Source organism: Streptococcus sp. 1559, from assembly GCF_013276735.1.
Classification (GTDB): Bacteria; Bacillota; Bacilli; order Lactobacillales; family Streptococcaceae; genus Streptococcus; species Streptococcus pseudopneumoniae.
Map to the genome: position 1 here is coordinate 1 of NZ_VMLO01000026.1, position 21194 is coordinate 21194.

General features: G+C 36.8%; 16 protein-coding genes and 2 pseudogenes. 10 read left to right on the forward strand and 8 right to left on the reverse strand.

Features of this window, described 5'->3' with window-relative positions:
• Positions 1 to 64 precede the first annotated feature (64 nt).
• The 3 genes and pseudogenes from HT688_RS04340 to HT688_RS04350 form a co-directional block, all read left to right on the forward strand.
• Positions 65 to 478, forward strand: a pseudogene (locus tag HT688_RS04340) (IS3 family transposase); the annotation flags it as partial.
• A gap of 661 nt (positions 479 to 1139) precedes the next feature.
• On the forward strand, positions 1140 to 1946 hold the full coding sequence (locus HT688_RS04345) for a coiled-coil domain-containing protein (RefSeq protein WP_000834988.1): 807 nt from the start codon (positions 1140 to 1142) through the stop codon (positions 1944 to 1946).
• Positions 1947 to 1967: 21 nt separating this feature from the next.
• A complete protein-coding gene (locus HT688_RS04350) occupies positions 1968 to 3215 on the forward strand; it encodes a toxic anion resistance protein (protein WP_000134328.1) in 1248 nt (415 codons plus the stop codon).
• Positions 3216 to 3269: 54 nt separating this feature from the next.
• Here HT688_RS04350 and HT688_RS04355 read toward each other — a convergent pair whose 3' ends face one another.
• Positions 3270 to 4607, reverse strand: a complete 1338-nt coding sequence (locus HT688_RS04355; protein WP_230554377.1) for an FRG domain-containing protein — start codon at positions 4605 to 4607, stop codon at positions 3270 to 3272.
• 10 nt (positions 4608 to 4617) lie between these two features.
• Complete coding sequence (locus HT688_RS04360) at positions 4618 to 5121, reverse strand: ImmA/IrrE family metallo-endopeptidase (protein ID WP_240148159.1); 504 nt, start codon at positions 5119 to 5121, stop codon at positions 4618 to 4620.
• 456 nt (positions 5122 to 5577) lie between these two features.
• Between HT688_RS04360 and HT688_RS04365 the strand changes: the two genes are divergently transcribed.
• The gene (locus tag HT688_RS04365; protein ID WP_240148160.1) at positions 5578 to 8946 is read left to right on the forward strand and encodes a type I restriction endonuclease subunit R; all 3369 of its coding nucleotides are present in this window, start codon (positions 5578 to 5580) and stop codon (positions 8944 to 8946) included.
• Between the two features lie 125 nt (positions 8947 to 9071).
• Here the strand turns inward: HT688_RS04365 and HT688_RS04370 are convergent, their stop codons facing one another.
• Positions 9072 to 10313, reverse strand: coding sequence for a Fic family protein (locus HT688_RS04370; RefSeq protein WP_023935418.1), 1242 nt, complete (start codon positions 10311 to 10313; stop codon positions 9072 to 9074).
• A gap of 260 nt (positions 10314 to 10573) precedes the next feature.
• Here HT688_RS04370 and HT688_RS04375 point away from each other — a divergent pair, with 260 nt between their 5' ends.
• The 3 genes from HT688_RS04375 to HT688_RS04385 all read left to right on the forward strand — a co-directional run bounded on the left by HT688_RS04375 (position 10574) and on the right by HT688_RS04385 (position 14534).
• Positions 10574 to 11641 carry an AbiH family protein gene (locus HT688_RS04375; RefSeq protein WP_000413037.1) on the forward strand — a complete coding sequence of 356 codons (1068 nt, stop codon included), beginning with the start codon at positions 10574 to 10576 and terminating at the stop codon, positions 11639 to 11641.
• Positions 11638 to 12759 (forward strand): restriction endonuclease subunit S, encoded by a 1122-nt coding sequence (locus tag HT688_RS04380; protein ID WP_007284838.1) that lies wholly within the window; start codon positions 11638 to 11640, stop codon positions 12757 to 12759. The genes HT688_RS04375 and HT688_RS04380 overlap by 4 nt, the downstream gene beginning before the upstream one ends.
• Before the next feature lie 173 nt (positions 12760 to 12932).
• Entirely contained in the window at positions 12933 to 14534 is a 1602-nt protein-coding gene (locus HT688_RS04385) for a type I restriction-modification system subunit M (RefSeq protein ID WP_000083782.1), read from the forward strand.
• 309 nt (positions 14535 to 14843) lie between these two features.
• Here HT688_RS04385 and HT688_RS04390 read toward each other — a convergent pair whose 3' ends face one another.
• The 5 genes and pseudogenes from HT688_RS04390 to HT688_RS04410 all read right to left on the reverse strand — a co-directional run.
• On the reverse strand, positions 14844 to 15965 hold the full coding sequence (locus HT688_RS04390; protein WP_001066336.1) for a Fic family protein: 1122 nt from the start codon (positions 15963 to 15965) through the stop codon (positions 14844 to 14846).
• Positions 15966 to 16487: 522 nt separating this feature from the next.
• Positions 16488 to 16637: a 50S ribosomal protein L33 gene (rpmG, locus tag HT688_RS04395; protein WP_001265622.1), complete on the reverse strand. Its 150-nt coding sequence runs from the start codon at positions 16635 to 16637 to the stop codon at positions 16488 to 16490.
• Positions 16638 to 16652: 15 nt separating this feature from the next.
• A complete protein-coding gene (gene rpmF, locus HT688_RS04400; RefSeq protein WP_000290417.1) occupies positions 16653 to 16835 on the reverse strand; it encodes a 50S ribosomal protein L32 in 183 nt (60 codons plus the stop codon).
• A 147-nt stretch (positions 16836 to 16982) separates the two neighbouring features.
• Positions 16983 to 17159 carry a type II toxin-antitoxin system antitoxin gene (locus tag HT688_RS04405; RefSeq protein ID WP_033607100.1) on the reverse strand — a complete coding sequence of 59 codons (177 nt, stop codon included), beginning with the start codon at positions 17157 to 17159 and terminating at the stop codon, positions 16983 to 16985.
• A gap of 25 nt (positions 17160 to 17184) precedes the next feature.
• Positions 17185 to 17340 (reverse strand): annotated as a pseudogene (locus tag HT688_RS04410) (hypothetical protein); the annotation flags it as partial.
• 174 nt (positions 17341 to 17514) lie between these two features.
• On the opposite strand from HT688_RS04410, the gene HT688_RS04415 reads away from it, so the two are divergent.
• The 3 genes from HT688_RS04415 to ulaA are packed head-to-tail and all read left to right on the forward strand — an operon-like array spanning position 17515 to position 21192.
• Positions 17515 to 19545 (forward strand): BglG family transcription antiterminator, encoded by a 2031-nt coding sequence (locus HT688_RS04415; protein ID WP_000460929.1) that lies wholly within the window; start codon positions 17515 to 17517, stop codon positions 19543 to 19545.
• Positions 19546 to 19548: 3 nt separating this feature from the next.
• Positions 19549 to 19833, forward strand: coding sequence for a PTS sugar transporter subunit IIB (locus HT688_RS04420; protein ID WP_000912476.1), 285 nt, complete (start codon positions 19549 to 19551; stop codon positions 19831 to 19833).
• 12 nt (positions 19834 to 19845) lie between these two features.
• On the forward strand, positions 19846 to 21192 hold the full coding sequence (gene ulaA / locus HT688_RS04425) for a PTS ascorbate transporter subunit IIC (protein ID WP_000975292.1): 1347 nt from the start codon (positions 19846 to 19848) through the stop codon (positions 21190 to 21192).
• The last annotated feature ends 2 nt before the right edge of the window (positions 21193 to 21194 follow it).

A 21194-nucleotide genomic window follows, 5' to 3' on the forward strand; every position in this document is an offset into this window, starting at 1 on the left:
TGTTTAAAATCTGTACTATATGCCATAGCTTTATTATAACATGCTTGTTTGAAACTAAGCAACTATATCACCAGTTTTAGATGGCTTTAACAGTGAAATTATCTCCTATTTGCCGAACTTAGTACAAATGAAAGCTATGCTAGAACAAGCCTTTACAGAGAACCATTACGAAAATACAATTCTCCATAGTGACCAAGGATGGCAATACCAACACGATTTCTATCGTCATTTTTTAAAGAATAAGGGAATCTAACCATCTATGTCACGTAAGGGTAACAGCCCAGACAATGGTATGATGGAGTCCTTCTTTGGGATTCTGAAATCGGAAATGTTTTACGGTTATGAGAAGTCGTTTCAATCGCTTAATCAATTGGAACAAGCTATTGTAGACTATATTGATTACTGCAACAATAAACGAATTAAGGTAAAACTAAAAGGACTTAGCCCTGTGCAATACAGAACTAAATCCTTTGCTTAAATTAATTGTCTAACTTTTTGGGGTCAGTACATCAGTACATACACATAAAGGCGTTTTTGTTTGGGAATTACGTGATCTTGATGATATAATATAGTGAAATAAAATAAAAATAGGACAAATCAATCAGGACAATCAAATCAATTTCTAGTAATATTTTAGAAATCCAGATGTACTATTCTAGTTTCAATCTACTATATTTTGGCCCCCTCAATTTAAGGAAGGGAGGTGTTACATATGCTAGAAACTTTACTCACAGTGTTTCTAGCTCTGTTACTTATTAACGTGTTATCTGAGCTTTTCAAGTTATGGCTTAAGAAACGTAAGAAGTAATGGTTAACCCTTTAAGAGGGTAGCAAAAAAAACCATCGGTGGCACGGTGGGGCTTTTTAGTTACATATGCTGTAACTTTACTCACATTGTAAGTTCATTCTAACACAACCCCTCCGATATTTCAAGCTTTTGTTTTGATATGTCCTCAGAGGTCATTTCGCAATCTTATAACACTGAAGCCTGTGGTTTGAGTCCGCTTTACTGAAATTAGCCCACGCTCTACTAGCCTCCATTCTACAGCAAAGAAATCAACTCTTTTCTAGGGGATTTCCGCCCTCATTTTGCTCTTTTGTGCTAAAATAGATTTATAAATTGAAAATAAGGAATGTTTATGAAATCAGGTAATGGTTTTTGCAAAGGCTGTCTCTATTTTTGGGGCTTCTTGTTCTTACTGGGCCTTTTGGTTCAATATGCTCTCCCACTTGCGGCTTGTGTCCTGCTAGGCTATGGTGGTTATCGTCTCTATAAACGTTGGCGCTATCCTCTTTTGCAGGATCGTTCTCTCGACGATTGGATTGAGCTTTTAAAAGCTCGTATTCGTCAGGCGGACAAGGATATTCAGCAATTGGAGGGAACTTTAGTAGAAAAAGGTTCAGATTCCTATAAGAGTCTGGCCAATCAAGTATTGATCGAACTGAGGGAAATCCATCAGGAGGCGGATTGTCTCAAGTCCTATATCGATGCTGATATCTACAACCGTATTGACAAAAAGGTTCGTACAGTAAGGGCAAACATCGATGTTCAGCTAGAACGTTTGGATAGAGAAAGTCAGGTAGAACTTGAAAATGCGGAGCCAGAGGAACTAGCTCCAGAATTGTCTCAGACCTTGGATAATATTGCCGTTGACCATCAGGCTATTTTAGACAAGATTGCCACCTCTGCCGAGGGGGATAAGGAAGAATTGACGGCCATTCATAGTTTGAAGATGGAGAAATTCAAAACGATTTTAGAAGGCTATTTAAAGATTAAGGCCAATCCTAAAAACTATAATCGAGCAGAAGAACGTTTACAGCAAGCTAAATCAGCTATCGAACAATTTGACCTTGAGCTGGACCAGGTGTTGAGAGAACTCAATGAAACAGATATGCGTGATTTTGATATTAGTTTGCGTATCCTAGAAAAAGATCGTAAAGAATAGGTTAGAAACAAAGGAGTAACCATGACAGAATTTAATTTTGATATTGACCAGATTGCCAATAATACGGTAGCTAAGGTGGATAAGACAACCCAAATCATCGAGACCAATACTGGCTCGGACAAGACCTTGACCTTCCTTGAGAAGCTGAGCCCTGAGCAACAAGAAGGGATTAAGGCGCACGTGCCCCAGTTGGTAGACCAGTTTGTCACCAATCAAAATGCTCTTTTGGATTTTGGCCAATCTGCTGTAGAAGGTGTGAACAATACGGTCAACCGTATCTTGTCAGAACAAAAGAAACTGCAGATTCCCCAAGTGGATGATCTTCTCAAGAATACCAACCGTGAGTTGCAAGGCTTTGTAGTCAAATACAAGAACGCTGAAATTGCTGAGTTAGAAGAAAAGCCAAACTTTTTGCAACGATTGTTTAACAAGAGCAAGAATACCCTACAGGAATTTTACTTTGACTCAAAAACAGTAGAGCAAAAGCTCGATGGCATGGCTGCCGCAGTGGTCAAGCAAGAAGATGTGCTAGCTCGAAATATCGTCTCTGCTGAGATGTTGATTGAGGACAATACCAAATCCATTGAAAATCTAGTGGGAGTGATTTCCTTTATCGAAGCCAGCCAGACAGAAGCTGGCAAGCGCGCTGCAGAACTGAAAGCTCAAGCTGACCAACTCGATACAAGTACGGTAGAATACCAAACCAAGTCACAAGAATTGGCCCGCATGGCTGAAGTGGTCAATACCCTTGAACAACAACATACTGAGTATGTCAGCCGTCTCTATGTTGCCTGGGCAACAACACCTCAGATGCGAAATCTTGTGAAGGTGTCATCTGATATGCGCCAAAAATTGGGAATGCTTCGTCGTAATACGATTCCGACAATGAAACTTTCCATTGCCCAACTGGGTATTTTGCAACAATCCATGAAATCAGGTGTCGTGGCAGATGCCATTGTCAATGCCAATAATGCTGCCCTTCAGATGCTAGCTGAGACCAGCAAGGAAGTGATTCCGCAGATGGAAAGAATTGCCCAAAGCCCGACAGTCGCTGTTGAGTCTGTTACCAAATTGGCTGAAAGTCTGGTCGCTCAAAACCAAGGTATCGTCGCAGCTATTGAATTGGGACGCCAGAAACGTGCCCAACTAGAAACAACCATCGTCAAGTCCGCAGAAATGATCAACGATTCTGTCAAACTACGCGATGAGAAAATCGTCCAAGCCCTTCTCGACCAAGGCAAGGCTGCTCAGAAAGAAGTACAAGAATAATACACAAGGATGCTGGGAAAAACTCAATTTCAGGAGAAAATGAAGTAAATCTTTCTACAATAAAACACATAATATCAAGGTTGTATAATTCTTGATATTATGCGTTTTTTTGATTTCAAAGACTTTTTCTCCAGACTCTTGTGATTCTATATTTACCTTTTCTATTCTTTTTGCTTTTATGATAAGGCAGGTTATTTGAATTTTTTTTAATTCATTAAGTACCGCTCTATTAGATTTTTTATCATCTTTTAATTCGAATTCTTTAGATTTATAAATCAAATAGTCTGAAAAATCTGGAAATAAGGCATTTGTTTCATAATTGTATTCTTTTAACTTTCGTAAAAGTTCTCTTTGAATTAATTCATAGTAGTCGCCAGAAATTCTTTCCTCTTGATTATTTTTATCAGAACCTGATTTGACAGACTTTCCTTCTAAAAATTTAATTACTCCGTCTAAATTTTTAGAAGATAGATCATCTTCTGGCTTAGTATGATTAGAGCTTTGCTGATTTTTTAAAGACTTAATAGAGGCCTCTATATTAAATTTGATATTTAGAATAATTCTATCGATAGGTTTATAATTTTCTAATTCTATTTCATTTTTTTTAAAATTTATAAATTTAATAAGTTTATCAAAATTTATAAAAGCACCTTTTTGTGCCCGTATTCTCTTATTTGTAATTTTCTTATGAACTAAAGAAATTATTCCATTCTCACTATCATTGCTGGAGTCAATTTTATAGAACTCTAACTGAGGATTTTTTATTTTCCCAAAACCTAACATAAACAACATGGCTATGAATGGATTTTCGGAAATATCTAGTAGACTTGTTGGCAAACCATAATGTTGTAAGATAGCTAATTCATCAGCTCGGATATCTAACATTTCTTGATTTAAAGGGACATATTTAACTTCATCAGGAAATTCTCTAGAGATATTTAGATAAAGAGATTCAAAAGTGTTACAGTATTTATTTCCTTCACTATTTTGTAAATTTCTAAATATCCCTGGTACTGTTTCCCAATCCTCTCTTTGTCCCCTATAGTAATTATAGCCTTGTCTTTGAAACGATGTAATCATTTCTTTTATTAAGTAAAATAAACTCCATGAATTTTTTTCATCTTTATATCCTAATCCCGTACCTGCACTTAATAAATATTTATTGATATCATCGATTTCATCTTGCAATTTAGAGTTTTTATTTGTTGATGAGAGTTCTAGATTTTGAATTTTGTAAATTGGTGTTAAATCTTCCTGAGGTTGGTTTATTCCAATTATATTTATTACTATTTTAAAATCATTAAAGATTTTTGAATTCAGTTGATTTTTTATTTCTTCAGGGGATGAATAATAGGTCCCTAAATTTTCATAGAATTTATCCCTAAGTAACATAAAATTCTCCTTAAATGGACAATACACCCAAATTAATAAGTCTATATTTCATAGCCGGATTGGACACATTTAATTTTTCAGCAAGATAAGTAATAATAATTTCATCATTTAAAGTATCTAATTCCTCCCAGGTCATAGAATAATCTATTGCCATTCTATCGATTGCTTTTATGATTAACTTTTGCGGCATTAGTAGTTCTGCTGCAAACTGGTTAGCAGCTCTTTCTTTAGCATTCGCTACTGGTGTTTGTTCACGTTCAGAAATTCCTTCATGTTTTAACACAAAATGGCCTAATTCATGAGACTTAGTAAATCGTTGACGCTGTAGCGGTTCCAAAATATTAACATACATTTTTTTAGTGTCAGCATCATATTTTCCAGAATGCGAATCGAAGTATGTTTCTATAACCTCAATTCCTAATTCAGCAATAATTTTATCAATATCTATACTATATTCATCTGATTGAAGTTCAATGTCTGATATTACTTCTTTTTTATTGTCAAAATAAGACATAAAATCTGTTGAGTATAGTTCGCTATATTTATAGACTTTACACATTATAAATTCTCCTATTTATATTTTTTATTTTTATTAAAAAATTATGAATTATTCTAAGTTATCATGATACAAAAATAGTTTATATTACTATTCTAAACTAAAAAGATCTTTTAGTCTATAGATAGATTGAAAATTTAAGAAAGAAACTACCTTTACTCTGAAATAAGAGATAAAACCATGGGAAACCTTTTCACTACTAGTCTTTTATGATACAATAGAAGGAAGTAAAGGCGTTGTTTTTCGATCTTATCAACGCCTTGGATGAATGAAAAGGAAGAGTCCCTATGGTTTTCAGATTTAAGCAAATAACTAGCTTGTATATATATATATATATATAAACTCGCGTTTTCATACCCATTTTCAAAACCTACCAATGTTTTTGGTAGGCTTTTTGCGTTGTAGAAATGGGGTATGAACATGGCTTACACGTTATCAAAAGAATTAGAACAAGAACTCATCGTTTCAGCACCTGAGTTGCAGCCTAGTTATACTGCCATCGTAGAATACCTAGAAGCTATCAACCAGAAAGAAGCATCTGGAAGCAATTCTCAGGAACTCCAGAACCAGCTTGCTATTCAGCTGAGACGTTTAGAAGATTTGGTGCAGGGTTATATCCAAATAAAGAAGAACCCACATCACTACCTAGATGCAGATAAAGAATTGACGGAAGGCTATCAAGCCATTAAAGGGACAGAGCAAGATCTTCTCAAAAAATTGCAATATCTCAATCAAGCCGCCTTGCAGGATTTCCATATCAGCCAGAGACTCTCTCCCAAAGATGAGACTGCTATCCCTGTAGCAGGTAAAGCCAAAACCAAACAGGAATTGGCTATCGAGCGAGATTTGATCAACCGGTTGACAAAGGGAGAAAGTCAATGGGTGTATCGACCTGAGTTAAATACAGAAGACCTCCTATGGGGAAACTTTTTTGCCAAGCTGGAAGCCAATAATGTCCGCATTTTGCAAGACCATCCCCTTACAAATTCAGAGAAAAATCAAATTAAAAACCAGCTCAATTTCGTCAACTTCTACGAAGCAGCCAAGTGGATAGCAGGGGAAAATGGCATTGCCAAGGTGCAGGTTCAACGTGAAGATGCTAGTTTAGGCACCATTCGCTTGGAAGTCTTGTGGAGAAACAATGTCGCTGGTGGCAAATCCAGCTATGAGGTTGTCAATCAAGTCATCACAGGCGGAGAAGGGATTCGCCAGCGTCGTGGGGATGTGACTTTGCTGATCAATGGTCTGCCTATGATTCAGATTGAACTAAAAAGCCGTTCTCATCCTTACATGGATGCCTTCCGTCAGATTAAAAAATACGACCAAGAAGGACAGTTCAGAGGCATTTTTTCAAGTCTTCAGATGTTTGTCGTCTCTAATGTCACAGACACCCGCTACATCGCAGCTGCCAAAGCCAACAAGCTAAATGAGCGCTTCTTGACCAAGTGGGTGGATAGTGAAAATAGACCTCAACCTCAACTATTTGACTTTGCAGAGTCTGTCTTGTCGATACCGAGAGCCCACGAGATGGTCATGCAGTATTCTGTCATTGATGATGACAAGAAGGCCTTGATTTTATTACGCCCCTATCAGGTACATGCCATTGAGGCTATCCGTGAAGCCAGTCGCAAGCGCCAGTCAGGCTATATTTGGCATACGACCGGTTCAGGAAAGACCCTGACCTCCTATAAGGTTTCGCGCAATCTGCTTCAGATACCATCTATTGAGAAGACAATCTTTGTGATTGATAGGACAGACCTTGACCAGCAGACGACTAGTTCTTTTCAATCTTACGCAGAGAACGATATGATCGATATCGACGAGACCGATGATACACAGGAATTGGTTAAAAATCTAGCTTCTGATGACCGCCGTGTCGTTGTGACGACCATCCAGAAAATCAATGCTATGATTCGTCAGTTTGATGAAGGCCGTCACCAAAAGGTCTACAATCGTATCAAACAACTCAAACTAGGCTTTGTTGTTGATGAATGCCATCGCGCAGTGACTCCTGAACGCCAGCGCCACCTAGAGCACTTCTTTACAAATTCTCTCTGGTATGGGTTTACAGGAACTCCTATCTTTACAGAAAATAAACGTGAACAAAAAGGAGACCTTGCTCAGACGACCGAAGAGCAGTACGGTGACTGCCTCCACCAATATACCGTCAAAGAAGCCATCCATGACAAGGCGGTTCTTGGTTTTAATGTGGAGTATCAGACGACCATGCCTGGTTGGGCAGAAGATGAGATTGACGAGGAGCGTTATGATGACGAAGGACATATGCTTGCCGTTTTAGATGCTATTCTCAATCGCTCAAGACGCAAACTCGGTTTCCAAAATGGGGTAGGAAAAACCTATGAAGCCATTTTGACTGTCAAAAGCATTGTCCGTGCGCAGGCCTATTATAACCTGATTAAGCAAGTCAAAAATGGAGAGAAGTCTCTAAGCATTTCGGAAAATGTTAAAAAGGTTTTGCCAGACTTCCCTAAGGTTGCCATTACTTACTCTGTGACAGAAAATGAAGCAAACTCCTATGTCAACCAAGCCTATATGGAGGAGAGTTTAGAAGACTACAATGCCATGTTTGGTACCCATTTTAGCCTAGCAACCATTGCATCCTACAATAGTGACCTCAACGACCGTCTGGCTCGTAAGAAAGAACGCTTTGCCTTCCGTGAGGAACAGTTGGACTTGGTTATCGTTGTGGACCGCTTGTTGACAGGCTTTGATGCCCCTTGCCTATCGACCCTATTCATGGACCGTCAGCCCATGAAACCCCAGCACATCATTCAGGCCTTTTCACGAACCAATCGCCTCTTTGATGAAGGCAAGAAATTCGGCCAAATCGTTACTTTCCAAACGCCTGACCGTTTTAAAGAAAAGGTGGATGAAGCTCTGAGCCTCTACTCAAATGGTGGCGAAAGCAGTGTTTTAGCCCCAGAATGGCAGGAGGAGAAGGCCAAGTTTCTGGAGAAGGTTCATCAACTATTAGCCATCGCTCCAAGTCCAGAGCAGGTGCCGGATTTGGATACAGCGACAGATGCAGAATTAAAACGCTTTGCCAAGGCCTTCCAGGAATTTGACAAGCTCCTATCTTCTATACAAGTCTATTCTGACTATGATGAGAAAGTCATCCTCAGAGAGATTGGACTTAGCCTAGAAGACATCGAGAACTTTGCCGGCCAATATCAAAATGTCATCGAAGAACTCCGCAGACGCAGAAAAGAAGACCAAGAAGATGAAGGTGTGCTGCTGGATATCGAGTATGAGCTCGAATCCATCCGCACCGACGAGATAAACTATCACTATATCCTCTCTCTCATCCAAGCCTTGATCGAAAATCGGGAAAACCTTATCGGTAAAAAGGAAAAGGGTCTGGTAGATAACTATATCGAAGATTTGAACAAATCCAATCCCAAGTTATCCAGCCTCATCTCCAAACTCTGGCAGAATGTCCAAGCAGATGCTAAGAGCTATCAGGGGCAGTCTGTGACCCATAAGTTGGATGAGATGATTGAGCTAACAACCCAGAAAAAGATTAGTGAAACGGCAGATTATTGGCAGATAGGAGAGGATGAACTCCAGTTCGTAGTGGACAACTACCGCATCGGACGAGACAAGCAAAATGGTGAAAAAGCCATTACGGAATCTCAGGACTATCTGGCCTATAAGGAAGCCCACGGAGACAAGGCACTACCAAAACTCAAATACAAAAAAGCCCTCAAAGAGGACTATATGCGCATGATTTCAGAGGATATCTTACCGCTAAGAGGGAGATAGGTTTATACTCTTCGAAAATCTCTTCAAACCACGTCAACGTCGCCTTGCCGTATATATGTGACTNNACAGTGTTTTGAGCAGCCTGCAGCTAGTTTCCTAGTTTGCTCTTTGATTTTCATTGAGTATTAAAAATAGTCAGAAAGATAATGTTGGGAAGGTTTTCGACCAATTAGGGTCAAAATTCCCCTATCTTCAAGATGCAAGAAAGCATCCTTGACCTTTTTCTTAGAGTAATGATGGTTGGACTGATTGGCCAGTTGGATGATGCTTCTATCTTCTATACCATCTCTCTTATCATCAACAAAGAGCTTGGACTGAGCGAGTAGAAACAAGATGTATTTCTCGACTTCCTCCAGCCCTTCTGTCTGCTCTATCTTAACTTTATAGCGATTCAGTTGCTCTTGTTTTTCAAGGAGGGTTTGGATAATATTTTCCTGTCCTTCCTTGATAAAAGTCAACAAGGTTTCAACGAAGAAGGTAGCATCGGCACGGTTGAGATGATCGCCAGTATTCCTAAAAGCCTTATAATAGTCTTGCTTATGGTGATTGATTTGTTGGGACAAAACTAACCCTGAAAATTTATCGAGTTTTCTAGACAAGTACTTGGCAAGGATATAGCGTCCTGTCCGACCGTTACCGTCATAGAAGGGATGTATATTTTCAAAAAAATAGTGTCCAGCACAAGCCTTGACAAGGTTTGGGATAGAATGGTCGTTTATAAAACGAATCCACTCTGTCAGCATGACCTGAATCTGTTCCTCCTTTTGAGGTGGGATATAGATGACTTTGCCAGTCTTGTCGTCTTGGATAAAGACCGATTTCTGTCTAAAAAACTCTCCATCGAGTTCATCCTCTGGCGAGATTTCTCCTTGTGTTAATTGGTCATAAATCCCTCTGATATCTTCAAGAGATTGGATTTGGAGAAATTCATCCTTAAGGATTTGTTGGTACATTCGCAAGGTGGAAAGATGTTTGATTTGTTCGGTCTTATAGGGGTCTTCCTCTAGGAGTTTCTCCACATCGACCAACTCTTTACGAGTTGTATGGATACCTTCGATTTCATTTGTGGAAATAATCGATTGGTAGAGCTGTTCTTTATAAAACTGATCGTGGGCAATCTTAGGGAGGGTATCAGCTATTTCACTAATTCGTTGAGACTGCTGTGAAATAGTTTCCATCAGTTGGGAAATCCCTAGATGTAGGGTTACAAATAAAGGGTATTGACTTGTTTTGACAGTATCGCGTTGCATTAAATGAGGATAAAGAGATGTTCTAATGGAACTGTATCCTTGTAAGCGTAGTTGATACTCTTCCTCATACTGGTCACGATGACTGTAGTAGATTTTTCTAAGTTCTCTATAGTTCATATGTAGTCATCCTCGCATTTCAACGTTTTTTAACATTATATCACAAAATAAGCCTATCTATTGTTTCAAAATAGGCAAAATTGAAGAATAGAATAGCATAGTTTCCTATCTAAAGTGCAAAAATGGCCAAAATTGAACAATAGAAATGATAGATGGCAATCCTAAAGTGTAAAAATAGGTAAAATTGAAGAATAGAAATCAAAAAGAGAAAACCTAAAGTGTAGAAATAAGAAAATGGAGTAATAGAAAGGGGGGATAGAGTGGAGAAATTATTTATTATCGGAAATGGTTTTGATATGGCGCATGATTTGAAGACGAATTATCTATATTTCAAGAAGTTTGTTTATCAGCAGGCTTATGGGAAAGATGAGTTGTTAGAGTCGTTGCAAACATCAAAGGGAATTTGCGACTTTTTTAGGGAAAAGGATATTGAAATTCAAGAACAACATCGATATGTTAATGAAGATGAGTTGAGAGACATATATGGATATTCTCTGCCTAAAATTAGAAATGGTCAGTTAGATAAACATGAACGGTATCAATTTATTTATCGACATATGATGCAATTAATGAGATTAGAAAATTTTTGGTCTCAGTTGGAGCGTGATTTAGGTTGGATAAATGAGGTGAAAATTATACCGCCATCTTGTGTCTTGGAAAATTTAGAAACATATTCTGAGGAACTGGCAACGATTCTTGAAAAATTTCTAAGAGCAGACATTGAAAACTTATTTAGGGAATGGGTTCAATGTTTTATTCTTGATTGGGATAATATGCCTACTAATCTAAAAAAACTAAAACGAAAGAAATCTGTTGAACACAATAAAAATGCCTACTTTTTAACTTTTAATTATAGTATGTTATTAGAGGATTTCTACGGTATAAATTCTGAACAAATATGTCATATACATGGAAGTATTTCTGAAGATAAACTAATATTTGGACATAATCGTGAAATGGATTCTTATGATAAATTTAGACAAAATAACCCAACTGAGGTACGTGACTTTCTTCATAATTTAGTTTATTTGACTAGAAAGCCCGTCCATCAGCAACTTAGAAAGCACGAATCCCTTTTCAAAAATTTAAGTTCTATCAAAGAAATCTACTTCATTGGTTTTGGTATTCGGGATGAGAATGGAGTGGATGCTCCGTACTTTAAAGAAATCTTTAAACAGGCACCGAATGTGAGCATTTATGTAGACCAGTTTGATAAGAAGTATGAATATACTATTAAGAAAATACTTAAGGCATGGGGTGCTCATAAAGCTTATCAATTGCAATTTATAGATACAAATAAAGATGAAATAGTTGGAGGAGTAATATGATAAAACAACCAAGTTATCGATTTGTAGGATTTGAAGATGAGTGGAAGGAAGTGAAAGTCTCAGATATTTTTAGAGTTACTAGGGGACAAGTACTAGCAACAACGCAGATATCAGAAGAAAAAACAGATACTTATAAATATCCTGTATATTCTTCTCAAACCAAAAATGAAGGGTTATTAGGCTATTATGATAAATATCTATTTGAAACAGCAATAACTTGGACAACTGATGGAGCAAATGCTGGAACGGTAAATTACAGGGAAGGAAAATTTTATAGTACAAATGTGAACGGTGTTTTACTGTCTGATGAAGGTTTTGCTAATAAAGTGATTGCAGAAATATTAAATAACGAAGCTTGGAAATATGTTTCAAAAGTTGGCAACCCGAAATTAATGAATAATGTAATGTCAGAGATTAGTTTAGTTATCCCTAATGATTTTAGAGAGATTTCTATTCTATCAACTTTCTTCCAAGATATTGACCAGCTCATTAGCCTTCAACAGCGTAAGTTAGAGGTGCTCAAAGAGCAGAAGAAAACCTACCTCAAACTCCTCTTCCCAGCCAAAGGACAAACCAAACCAGCCCTTCGCTTCGCAGGATTTGAAAATGACTGGAAGGAAGTGAAGTTGGGGGAAGTTACGAATATAAAAACTGGTGGTAGAGATGTTCAAGATTCTGTTGAGAATGGATTATATCCATTTTACATTCGTTCAGAAGAAGTAAAACGAATTAATTCATATTCTTTTGATGGAGAGGCTATCTTAATACCTGGAGAAGGAAGATTAGGAGAAATTTTTCATTATGTAAATGGGAAATTCGATGTTCATCAACGTGTTTATAAAATCTCTAACTTTACAGATGTTAACGCTAAGTTTGTACTACAGCAGATGAAAAAAGATTTTAAACAGCATGCTATGAGGAATACAGTAAAGGCAACGGTTGATTCGCTAAGATTGCCAACAATTCAGTCATTTACCGTCTTCGTTCCCTCTCTCCCTGAACAAGAAGCTATCGGTTCTTTCTTCCAAGACCTAGACAAGGCCATTGCCAAGCAAGAGGAAAAAGTCAACCAGCTCAAAGAAAGCAAACAAACCCTACTCAGAAAAATGTTTATCTAAGATACAAAGACCGTCAAAAGCCCAGTAAAAATAGGAAACTGGGACAGTATTCGATGAAGACCAGACAGTTTATCTTTTTTACCCAGCTTTTAGGTCGTGTTCGATTATCTAAGATACAAAGACCTCAGAAAGCTACACTAAACGAATGAAAGTAGAAATTGATAGGAGACCCTATGTCACAAACAGATTTATCAAGAGAACTCTACCAATCCCTCTGGAATGCGGCAGATATCCTGCGTGGCCAGATGGAAGCTAATGAATACAAGTCCTACCTCTTGGGCTTGATTTTCTACAAGTACCTATCCGACAACATCCTCCAAGCCGTCTGTGATAACTTGGACGAGACCTTTGAGTCCTTCCAGCAAGCCCAGCTTCTCTACGAGGAAAACTTTGCGGATGCAGATGTCCGTGAAGACCTCATCGAGGTCTTAAATGACGAGCTAGGCTATGTGATTGAGCCTTCTCTGACCTTTACCAAGCTGGTCCAGTCTATCCATGAAGGAACCTTCCAGCTAGAATCCCTAGCCCAAAGTTTCCGTGATATCGAGCAGGCCAATGAAAAATTTGAAAATCTCTTCGAAGATATCGACCTCTATGCGAAAAAGCTAGGTAATACTCCACAAAAGCAAAACAAGACCATCTCTGAGGTTATGAAACAGCTCAACGACCTCAATGTGTCTAGTCATGCTGGTGATATCTTGGGTGATGCTTATGAGTACTTGATTGGCCAGTTTGCTAGTGATTCTGGGAAAAAGGCTGGAGAGTTCTATACACCTCAAGCAGTCTCTCACCTCATGACTCAGATTGTCTTTGCAGGGCGTGAGCATCAAAAGGGGATGTCGGTTTACGACCCGACCATGGGGTCTGGTTCTCTCTTGCTCAATGCCAAGCGCTATAGTAAGGAAGCTTCGACGATTTCTTACTACGGTCAAGAGTTGATTACTTCGACCTTCAACCTTGCTCGCATGAATATGATGCTTCATGGGGTCGCGATTGAGAACTATCACCTCAGTAACCACGATACCCTAGATGAAGATTGGCCGACTACCGAGCCAACAGACTTTGATGGGGTTTTGATGAACCCACCCTATTCACTGAAGTGGTCAGCAGATAGTGGCTTCCTGCAAGATCCTCGCTTTTCAAGTTATGGAGTTCTTGCACCTAAGTCAAAAGCAGATTTTGCCTTCCTTCTTCACGGCTTTTACCACCTCAAGCATAATGGGGTCATGGCCATTGTCCTTCCCCACGGAGTCCTTTTCCGAGGAGCAGCCGAGCAGAAGATTCGCCAGCACCTGCTAGAAGAAGGCGCTATTGATACAGTTATCGGCTTGCCAGCAAATATCTTCTACAATACCTCTATTCCGACAACTATTATCATCCTTAAAAAGAATCGCACCAATAAGGATGTCTTCTTTATCGATGCCTCAAAAGAGTTTGAAAAAGGGAAAAATCAAAACAATATGACCGAAGACCATATTGCCAAGATTTTGGAGACCTATCAAAAACGCGAGAATGTCGAGAAGTTTGCTCATCTAGCCAGCTTTGAAGAAATTGTCGAAAATGACTATAACCTCAACATTCCACGCTATGTCGATACCTTTGAGGAAGAACCCGTTGTTCCTCTAGCCGACCTCGCAGACCAGCTCGCAGAGATTGATAAAGAGATTGGAGAGGTAGAAGCCAGACTCGCACACATGCGCAGCCAACTAGTAGGCACAACACCAGAAGCCCAAGCAGAATTAACCGCCTATCTCGAAAAGTTGAAAGAGATTTAGAGACTTGTGAGAATACTCTGCTAAAAATTTAGAAAAATAAAATGACAGTAGAAAATCTATTGTCATTTTTGTTATTGATTATTTAAGTAAAAATCGAATTAGAACTAAACTAAAAGGATTCAGTCCTATCAAATACAGAATTTAATCCTTAACATAAAGATAATGACTAACTTTTTGAGAAGTGATGTTATTTTTCTAAAACAAAATAAGTAAAGTGTGTATTATTTTCGTGAAGTAAAAACGGNNCCGTTTTTACTTCACGAAAGAAAGTAGAAGTGAAGCAAAACGAAGATGAGCTTCAATATAAAATTATTGAACTATTCTTAGCAGGTGTGGACAAAAGTAAGTACGATTTCTTTGAGCAGAGTCTGTTGAAAGAAATTCTTCATCAATTAATTTATTTAATAATGTATATACAGTACGTTCAGAGATACTGAGGTGTTTGCTGACTTGTTTTGCTTTAAAAATTGGAGAAGAGAAAATGAAATCAAGAAGTTGAATACCAGAGACAGAATTCAATTTTGGTATTATTTCTTCTTTCATCTTATTATAAAGATTTAAGATATCCTGTGCCTTTTTTGTACTCTCTTCTGCTGAGAAAATTACTCCTTCCAAATAGTATTTAAACCAATCTTTCCAGTTATTATTTTTAGAGATGTTTGATAAATGAGAGATATATAGTGATCGATCACTTTCAAAATATGAACTCATGTAAAATGTAGGATAAGATAGCAATTCTTGGTAGTAAAGAAACAGTGGGATTAACAATCTTCCTATTCGACCATTACCATCTTCGAATGGATGAATCATTTCAAATTGAGCATGTACAATAGCTGATTGAACTAATAAGTCTAAATCATCATGATGCATATATTGTTCTAAATTGGACATATACTCCGTAGTTTGTTCTGGCGGAACTGGTGTGTAAGAGATAGTTGCTCTACTTCCAATGTAATTTTGAGTTCTTTTAAAATTTCCTGGATTCTTGCTGCTTCCTCTAACGTTATCCAATAGAATTTTATGCATCTCTTTTATTATTCTATTAGATAATGGTAACCCTCTAGAGTTATTGTCATTAATTGTAGTAATATTTTCGAGAGCATAAAAAAGTGCTTTTCGATAATTAATAATTTCATGTAGTTCATCACGTTCTATATCAACCTTATTACCTGCTTCGTAATTTAGTAGGTCTTCTAGAGTTGCATGAGTACCTTCAAGTTTTGAGGAAAGGACGGCTTCTTGGCTGAGCAATGGTGAAATTAGTAGCATTGGATTGATAATAGATGCTAAAAATCCTTCATAGGTTCCAATAGCTATACCTGCTTTAGAAACTAATCTAATTATTTGTGGATCTGTATATATTGAAGTATAGTCAAATGGAAGTTTTTCTGGTAAATAGGGTTTAGGTATGTTTTTAAATGTATTATTCATGTTTATAATTCCTATTAAAATTTTTTCTCAATATTTTTATTATAGAAAGCCAATGTAGTGAGTGACTATAACCTGTACTTGAATTATATTTCTAAGGTATATTGACAAGTATATGAAAATCAAGTAAAAAAGTAAACTGGATTGTCAATTTAAATCTTTGATTTTATGATATTTTTTAAAATAGTAATGTAAATATTTTTAGAGTTTAAGTTTGATTAAAAGTGTGTATCTTCATTAAGTATAGATTGAAAGGATTAATGTTGAACAATTTTAATGAGATGCTAAAAACGGAATATAAATGTTTGTTTTATTTCATTATAACACAGAGATAAGAAAAAATAGATAGCGAGACGAGTTTAAATAGGATTACTCGTTATGAAATGTTAATTACTTTTGATGGCTTAACAAATATTATCAATAATGTAGTCATTCGAATGATTCTCATTGCAATGTACTGAAATTAACAAAAAGAAAAAACGCTTGAATCAGCGTTTTTCTTCTGTATTGATTCGTATTGAATGCTTACTTCACTTCTGTAAACACAACGTGTTTGCGAAGTTTTGGTGAGTATTTCTTCAATTGAAGACGGTCTGGAGTGTTACGTTTGTTTTTAGAAGTAAGGTACAAGCGTTCACCAGATTCTTTGTGTTCAAGTGTAATATTTACGCGCATGGTATCTCCCTTCTATTATTCAGCTGATGCAGCTTTAGCGATTTTACGTCCTTTGTAGTATCCTTTAAGTGATACACGGTGAGAACGTGAGTAATCTCCAGTAGTTTCGTCAAAGTTTACAGATGGAGCTGTTACTTTGTAGTGTGTACGACGTTTGTTTTTCTTCGCTTTTGAAGTGCGACGTGCAGGTACTGCCATTTTAATTTCTCCTTTTAAGATATAATTCAGTTAGGTTTGATTTTCATCAACTTTAATAGTATATCAAAACTTTTTTGTAAAGTAAAGTTACTTGACAAAAAAAGATGAAAAAATTCTCCTATTCGGCACGGCAGACAGGAGAAGGTGTTAAATATCAATCTCAAATGGTTCGTCAATGGTTTCTGATACGTATTTTCCGTCTTTCTTCCGTTGTTTGACACATTCTGTGAGGAGATATTCGATTTGCCCATTGACTGAACGAAAGTCATCTTCTGCCCATGATGTGAGTGCAGCGTATAACTTTGTTGAGAGTCGAAGGGGGATCTGCTTTTTTTAGCTTCAACCATCTTTAGTAAAGACTTCCCGTGTTGACAATTGGTTGTGCATCATGATTGCCACAAAGAACGACAAGGAGATTTGAAACCATGGCAGCTTTTCGTTCTTCGTCAATCTCTACCAATTCCCCTTCATTGAGCCGTTCCAGTGTCGTTTCAACCATTCCCATTATTTGATATCTAAATGATATCACTTTGTTTTTAAAAGTCAATAGAAAGTTGAAAATAATCACTAAAAACTTTCAGCCCAATAATTTCTTTTAAAAGGTGAGATTATATTGTGCTCAAATACTCTTTTATTCTTATAACTTTTACACTATAATTGTAGTTAGAAAGGAAGAGAAATGTTTGATTATAGAGCACTAGTTATTTTGATGACTTTGATGGATCATTGTGAGCTATCATTATATGAATTATCTGTTAAGGTGAGCTTACCTATAAAGGAAGTCAAAGAAGGAATAGATTATTTAGTGCCTTATCTAGCTAATAAAGGGATAGTGCTGGATAAAAAACAAGGTCGCTATAGTTTATCAAATCGTACGAAGCAGTCTTTGACAGATATTATTAAGTCGGATGAATTGGTTTTACCAAAGTCGACTCGCTTAGCTTTAATCTATCTTTACACTTTTTGCCGATTAGATTTTATATCGAATAATCATTACCAAGACTTTTTGAAAGTAAGTAAGAATACAACCTTATCTGATATTCAATCATTAAGAAAGATTATGTTAGATAATGATTTGGAGCTAGGGTACAGTAGAGCAAAAGGTTATACTTTACACGGTTCAGAGTGGAATAAGCACCGCTTAGCTTTTCAAATGGTTAGTGAGTTGCTGGAATCCTCCATAGGGATTTGGGGTTTGGATTATGTTTTATCCAGTTGGGGGTATTCATTAACTTATGATTTGATAAATCAGGTAGTTAAAGATTATTATGAGAAGCTACAGCTAGTACCTATTGTTAATCAATTAAAAGTTTACCTTTTCGGTTTAGTATTCATTCTGTGTAGGTATCAAAGGGATGTTGAAAGAGTATGTCTTTCAGAGACATTAGTATCTCCTGTTATTCAAGATATAACCACTATTTTATTGGATACAGTGGTTGATTTGGGAATTATAGATACGGTGTTTTCTGAGGATGATTATCGCTATATCACCGTTTTATTATCAAGTTGCTTTGAAGGTGAAGTAGATGTTGCTCCGGTTTACTTTAATCAATTAACAGAGGCTATTATAAGTAGAATGGAAGATATTTCTTTGTTACATTTTAAACAAAGGGAAGGATTGAGAGAAAATCTTCGCCGCCACCTTATACCGGCTTACTATAGATTAAAGTTCGGCCTACCTAGTTCAAATGAATATGTATTGCATGTTAAAGAACATTATCCTGATTTATTTGAATTAGTCAAAGATTCTTTGATGCCCTTGATGGACGCTATTGACAATCCCATACCTGATAGTGAAACAGCATATTTTGTTATCCATTTCGGAGGTTATTTAAAGAAAGCAGATACTTTGCCTCAAAAATGGTATAAAGCAGCAATCATTTGTCCTAATGGTGTTAGTTCTTCATTGATGTTAAAAGAGAATCTATTAGCATTATTTCCTCAAATTGAGTTTATAGGAACCTTAAAGATTGATGATTTACAGGTGAAAGCTAGTAGTGACTATGATATGGTTTTTTCTACCATAAAGGTGGAGACAGAAAAGCCAAATTATCTAGTTTCGGTTATGATGACTGAAGAGCAAGCAATACAACTAGTAGAACTAGTGTTAAAAGATTTTCCGAATTTAGAGTATGGGGATTTTGAGATTGAACAAATCCTGAATATTGTCAAAAAATATGGAATTATTACACAAGAATTGGAATTAAGATTGGCGTTAAAGAATTATCTTTATCAAAAAAATGATCGAAAGGAAATTGTACCAGTGCTAGAACAACTTATTACCAAAGAAACCTATCAGGTTAGTTCGCAAAAATTAGGATGGAAGGAGGCGATTCGTTTAGCAGCTAAACCGCTTTTGGATCAAGATAAGATAACTGAGAACTACCCTGAGGCAATGATTCAAAAAGTAGAAGAGTTTGGGCCTTTTATTAATTTAGGGAAGGGAGTAGCAATTCCTCACGCTCGGCCAGATGAAGGTGTGAATGAAATAGGAATGTCAATGTTAGTTTTGGAAGAACCGATTTATTTATTGGATAATCCAGAACAAGAGGTAAGATTGTTGATTTGTATTGCAGCCATTGATAATGAGAGTCATTTAAAGGCTTTGTCACATTTAACAACAATTTTAAGAGATAAAAATCATGTTCAAACTTTAATATCATCAAAAAACTATGATGACATTAAAATGATAATTAAACAGGAGGATTAGATAATGTTAAAAATTGGTACAGCTTGTGGTTCAGGATTAGGTTCAAGTTTTATGGTACAGATGAATATTGAATCTGTATTGAGTGATTTGAATGTTTCAGATGTAGAAGTTGAACATTATGATTTAGGTGGAGCAGATCCAAATGCAGCTGATATTTGGATTGTTGGTCGTGATCTAGCTGATTCAGCTAGTCATCTTGGAGATGTTCGTATCTTAAATAGTATTATTGATATGGATGAACTACGAGAATTAATTACTAAACTTTGTGAAGAAAAAGGACTTATATAGGAGGCTAGCGTCATGATGAAGTTCATATTGGATATTGTTAGTACACCAGCTATTTTAGTAGCTTTAATTGCAATTTTAGGATTAGTTCTTCAGAAGAAGAAATTACCTGATATTATTAAAGGTGGAATTAAGACCTTTGTTGGTTTCTTAGTTGTATCTGGTGGTGCAGGAATTGTACAAAATTCTTTAAATCCATTTGGTACCATGTTTGAGCATGCTTTTCATTTATCTGGCGTTGTGCCGAATAATGAAGCAATTGTAGCTGTAGCTTTAACAACATATGGCTCAGCTACTGCAATGATTATGTTTGCAGGCATGGTGTTCAATATCTTAATCGCTCGTTTTACTCGATTTAAATATATTTTTTTAACAGGGCACCACACTCTATATATGGCATGTATGATTGCGGTCATTTTATCAGTTGCTGGCTTTACTAGCTTGCCTCTTATCTTACTAGGAGGATTAGCACTCGGTATTATTATGAGTATTTCCCCAGCATTTGTGCAAAAATATATGGTTCAATTAACTGGAAATGACAAGGTGGCTTTAGGTCATTTCAGTTCTTTGGGATATTGGTTGAGTGGTTTTACTGGTAGCCTTATCGGTGACAAATCAAAATCAACAGAGGACATTAAATTTCCAAAGAGTTTAGCTTTTTTACGTGATAGCACTGTTAGTATTACTTTATCCATGGCAGTTATTTACATTATTGTAGCTATCTTTGCAGGGTCAGAATATATAGAAAAAGAAATCAGTAGTGGTACAAGTGGTCTAGTTTATGCTTTACAATTAGCAGGTCAATTTGCAGCAGGGGTATTTGTTATTTTAGCAGGTGTTCGCCTTATTTTGGGTGAAATTGTTCCAGCCTTTAAAGGTATTTCAGAGCGTCTTGTACCTAATTCAAAACCTGCTTTGGATTGTCCGATTGTTTATACTTATGCACCCAATGCAGTTCTAATTGGATTTATCTCTAGTTTTATTGGTGGTTTAGTAAGTATGGCAATTATGATTGCTTCAGGAACGGTTGTTATCTTACCAGGCGTTGTGCCTCATTTCTTCTGTGGAGCGACTGCAGGTGTCATTGGGAATGCATCTGGTGGTGTTCGTGGAGCCACTATTGGAGCATTTTTACAAGGTATTTTAATCAGTTTTCTTCCAGTCTTTTTAATGCCAGTTTTGGGAGGACTTGGTTTCCAAGGATCAACTTTCTCAGATGCAGATTTTGGTCTATCAGGAATTATTTTAGGAATGTTAAATCAATTTGGTTCACAAGCAGGCATTGTGATTGGTCTTGTTCTTATTCTAGCAGTTATGTTTGGAGTATCCTTTATTAAAAAGCCATCTGCAAAGGAGGAGTAAGG

Excerpts from the sequence above, each read along its gene's own strand:
- HT688_RS04345 (WP_000834988.1), top strand. The coding sequence starts at position 1,140 with ATGAAATCAGGTAATGGTTTTTGCAAAGGCTGTCTCTATTTTTGGGGC.
- HT688_RS04350 (WP_000134328.1), top strand. The coding sequence starts at position 1,968 with ATGACAGAATTTAATTTTGATATTGACCAGATTGCCAATAATACGGTA.
- HT688_RS04355 (WP_230554377.1), bottom strand. The coding sequence starts at position 4,607 with ATGTTACTTAGGGATAAATTCTATGAAAATTTAGGGACCTATTATTCA.
- HT688_RS04360 (WP_240148159.1), bottom strand. The coding sequence starts at position 5,121 with ATGTCTTATTTTGACAATAAAAAAGAAGTAATATCAGACATTGAACTT.
- HT688_RS04365 (WP_240148160.1), top strand. The coding sequence starts at position 5,578 with ATGAACATGGCTTACACGTTATCAAAAGAATTAGAACAAGAACTCATC.
- HT688_RS04370 (WP_023935418.1), bottom strand. The coding sequence starts at position 10,313 with ATGAACTATAGAGAACTTAGAAAAATCTACTACAGTCATCGTGACCAG.
- HT688_RS04380 (WP_007284838.1), top strand. The coding sequence starts at position 11,638 with ATGATAAAACAACCAAGTTATCGATTTGTAGGATTTGAAGATGAGTGG.
- HT688_RS04385 (WP_000083782.1), top strand. The coding sequence starts at position 12,933 with ATGTCACAAACAGATTTATCAAGAGAACTCTACCAATCCCTCTGGAAT.
- HT688_RS04390 (WP_001066336.1), bottom strand. The coding sequence starts at position 15,965 with ATGAATAATACATTTAAAAACATACCTAAACCCTATTTACCAGAAAAA.
- rpmG (WP_001265622.1), bottom strand. The coding sequence starts at position 16,637 with ATGCGCGTAAATATTACACTTGAACACAAAGAATCTGGTGAACGCTTG.
- rpmF (WP_000290417.1), bottom strand. The coding sequence starts at position 16,835 with ATGGCAGTACCTGCACGTCGCACTTCAAAAGCGAAGAAAAACAAACGT.
- HT688_RS04415 (WP_000460929.1), top strand. The coding sequence starts at position 17,515 with ATGTTTGATTATAGAGCACTAGTTATTTTGATGACTTTGATGGATCAT.
- HT688_RS04420 (WP_000912476.1), top strand. The coding sequence starts at position 19,549 with ATGTTAAAAATTGGTACAGCTTGTGGTTCAGGATTAGGTTCAAGTTTT.
- ulaA (WP_000975292.1), top strand. The coding sequence starts at position 19,846 with ATGATGAAGTTCATATTGGATATTGTTAGTACACCAGCTATTTTAGTA.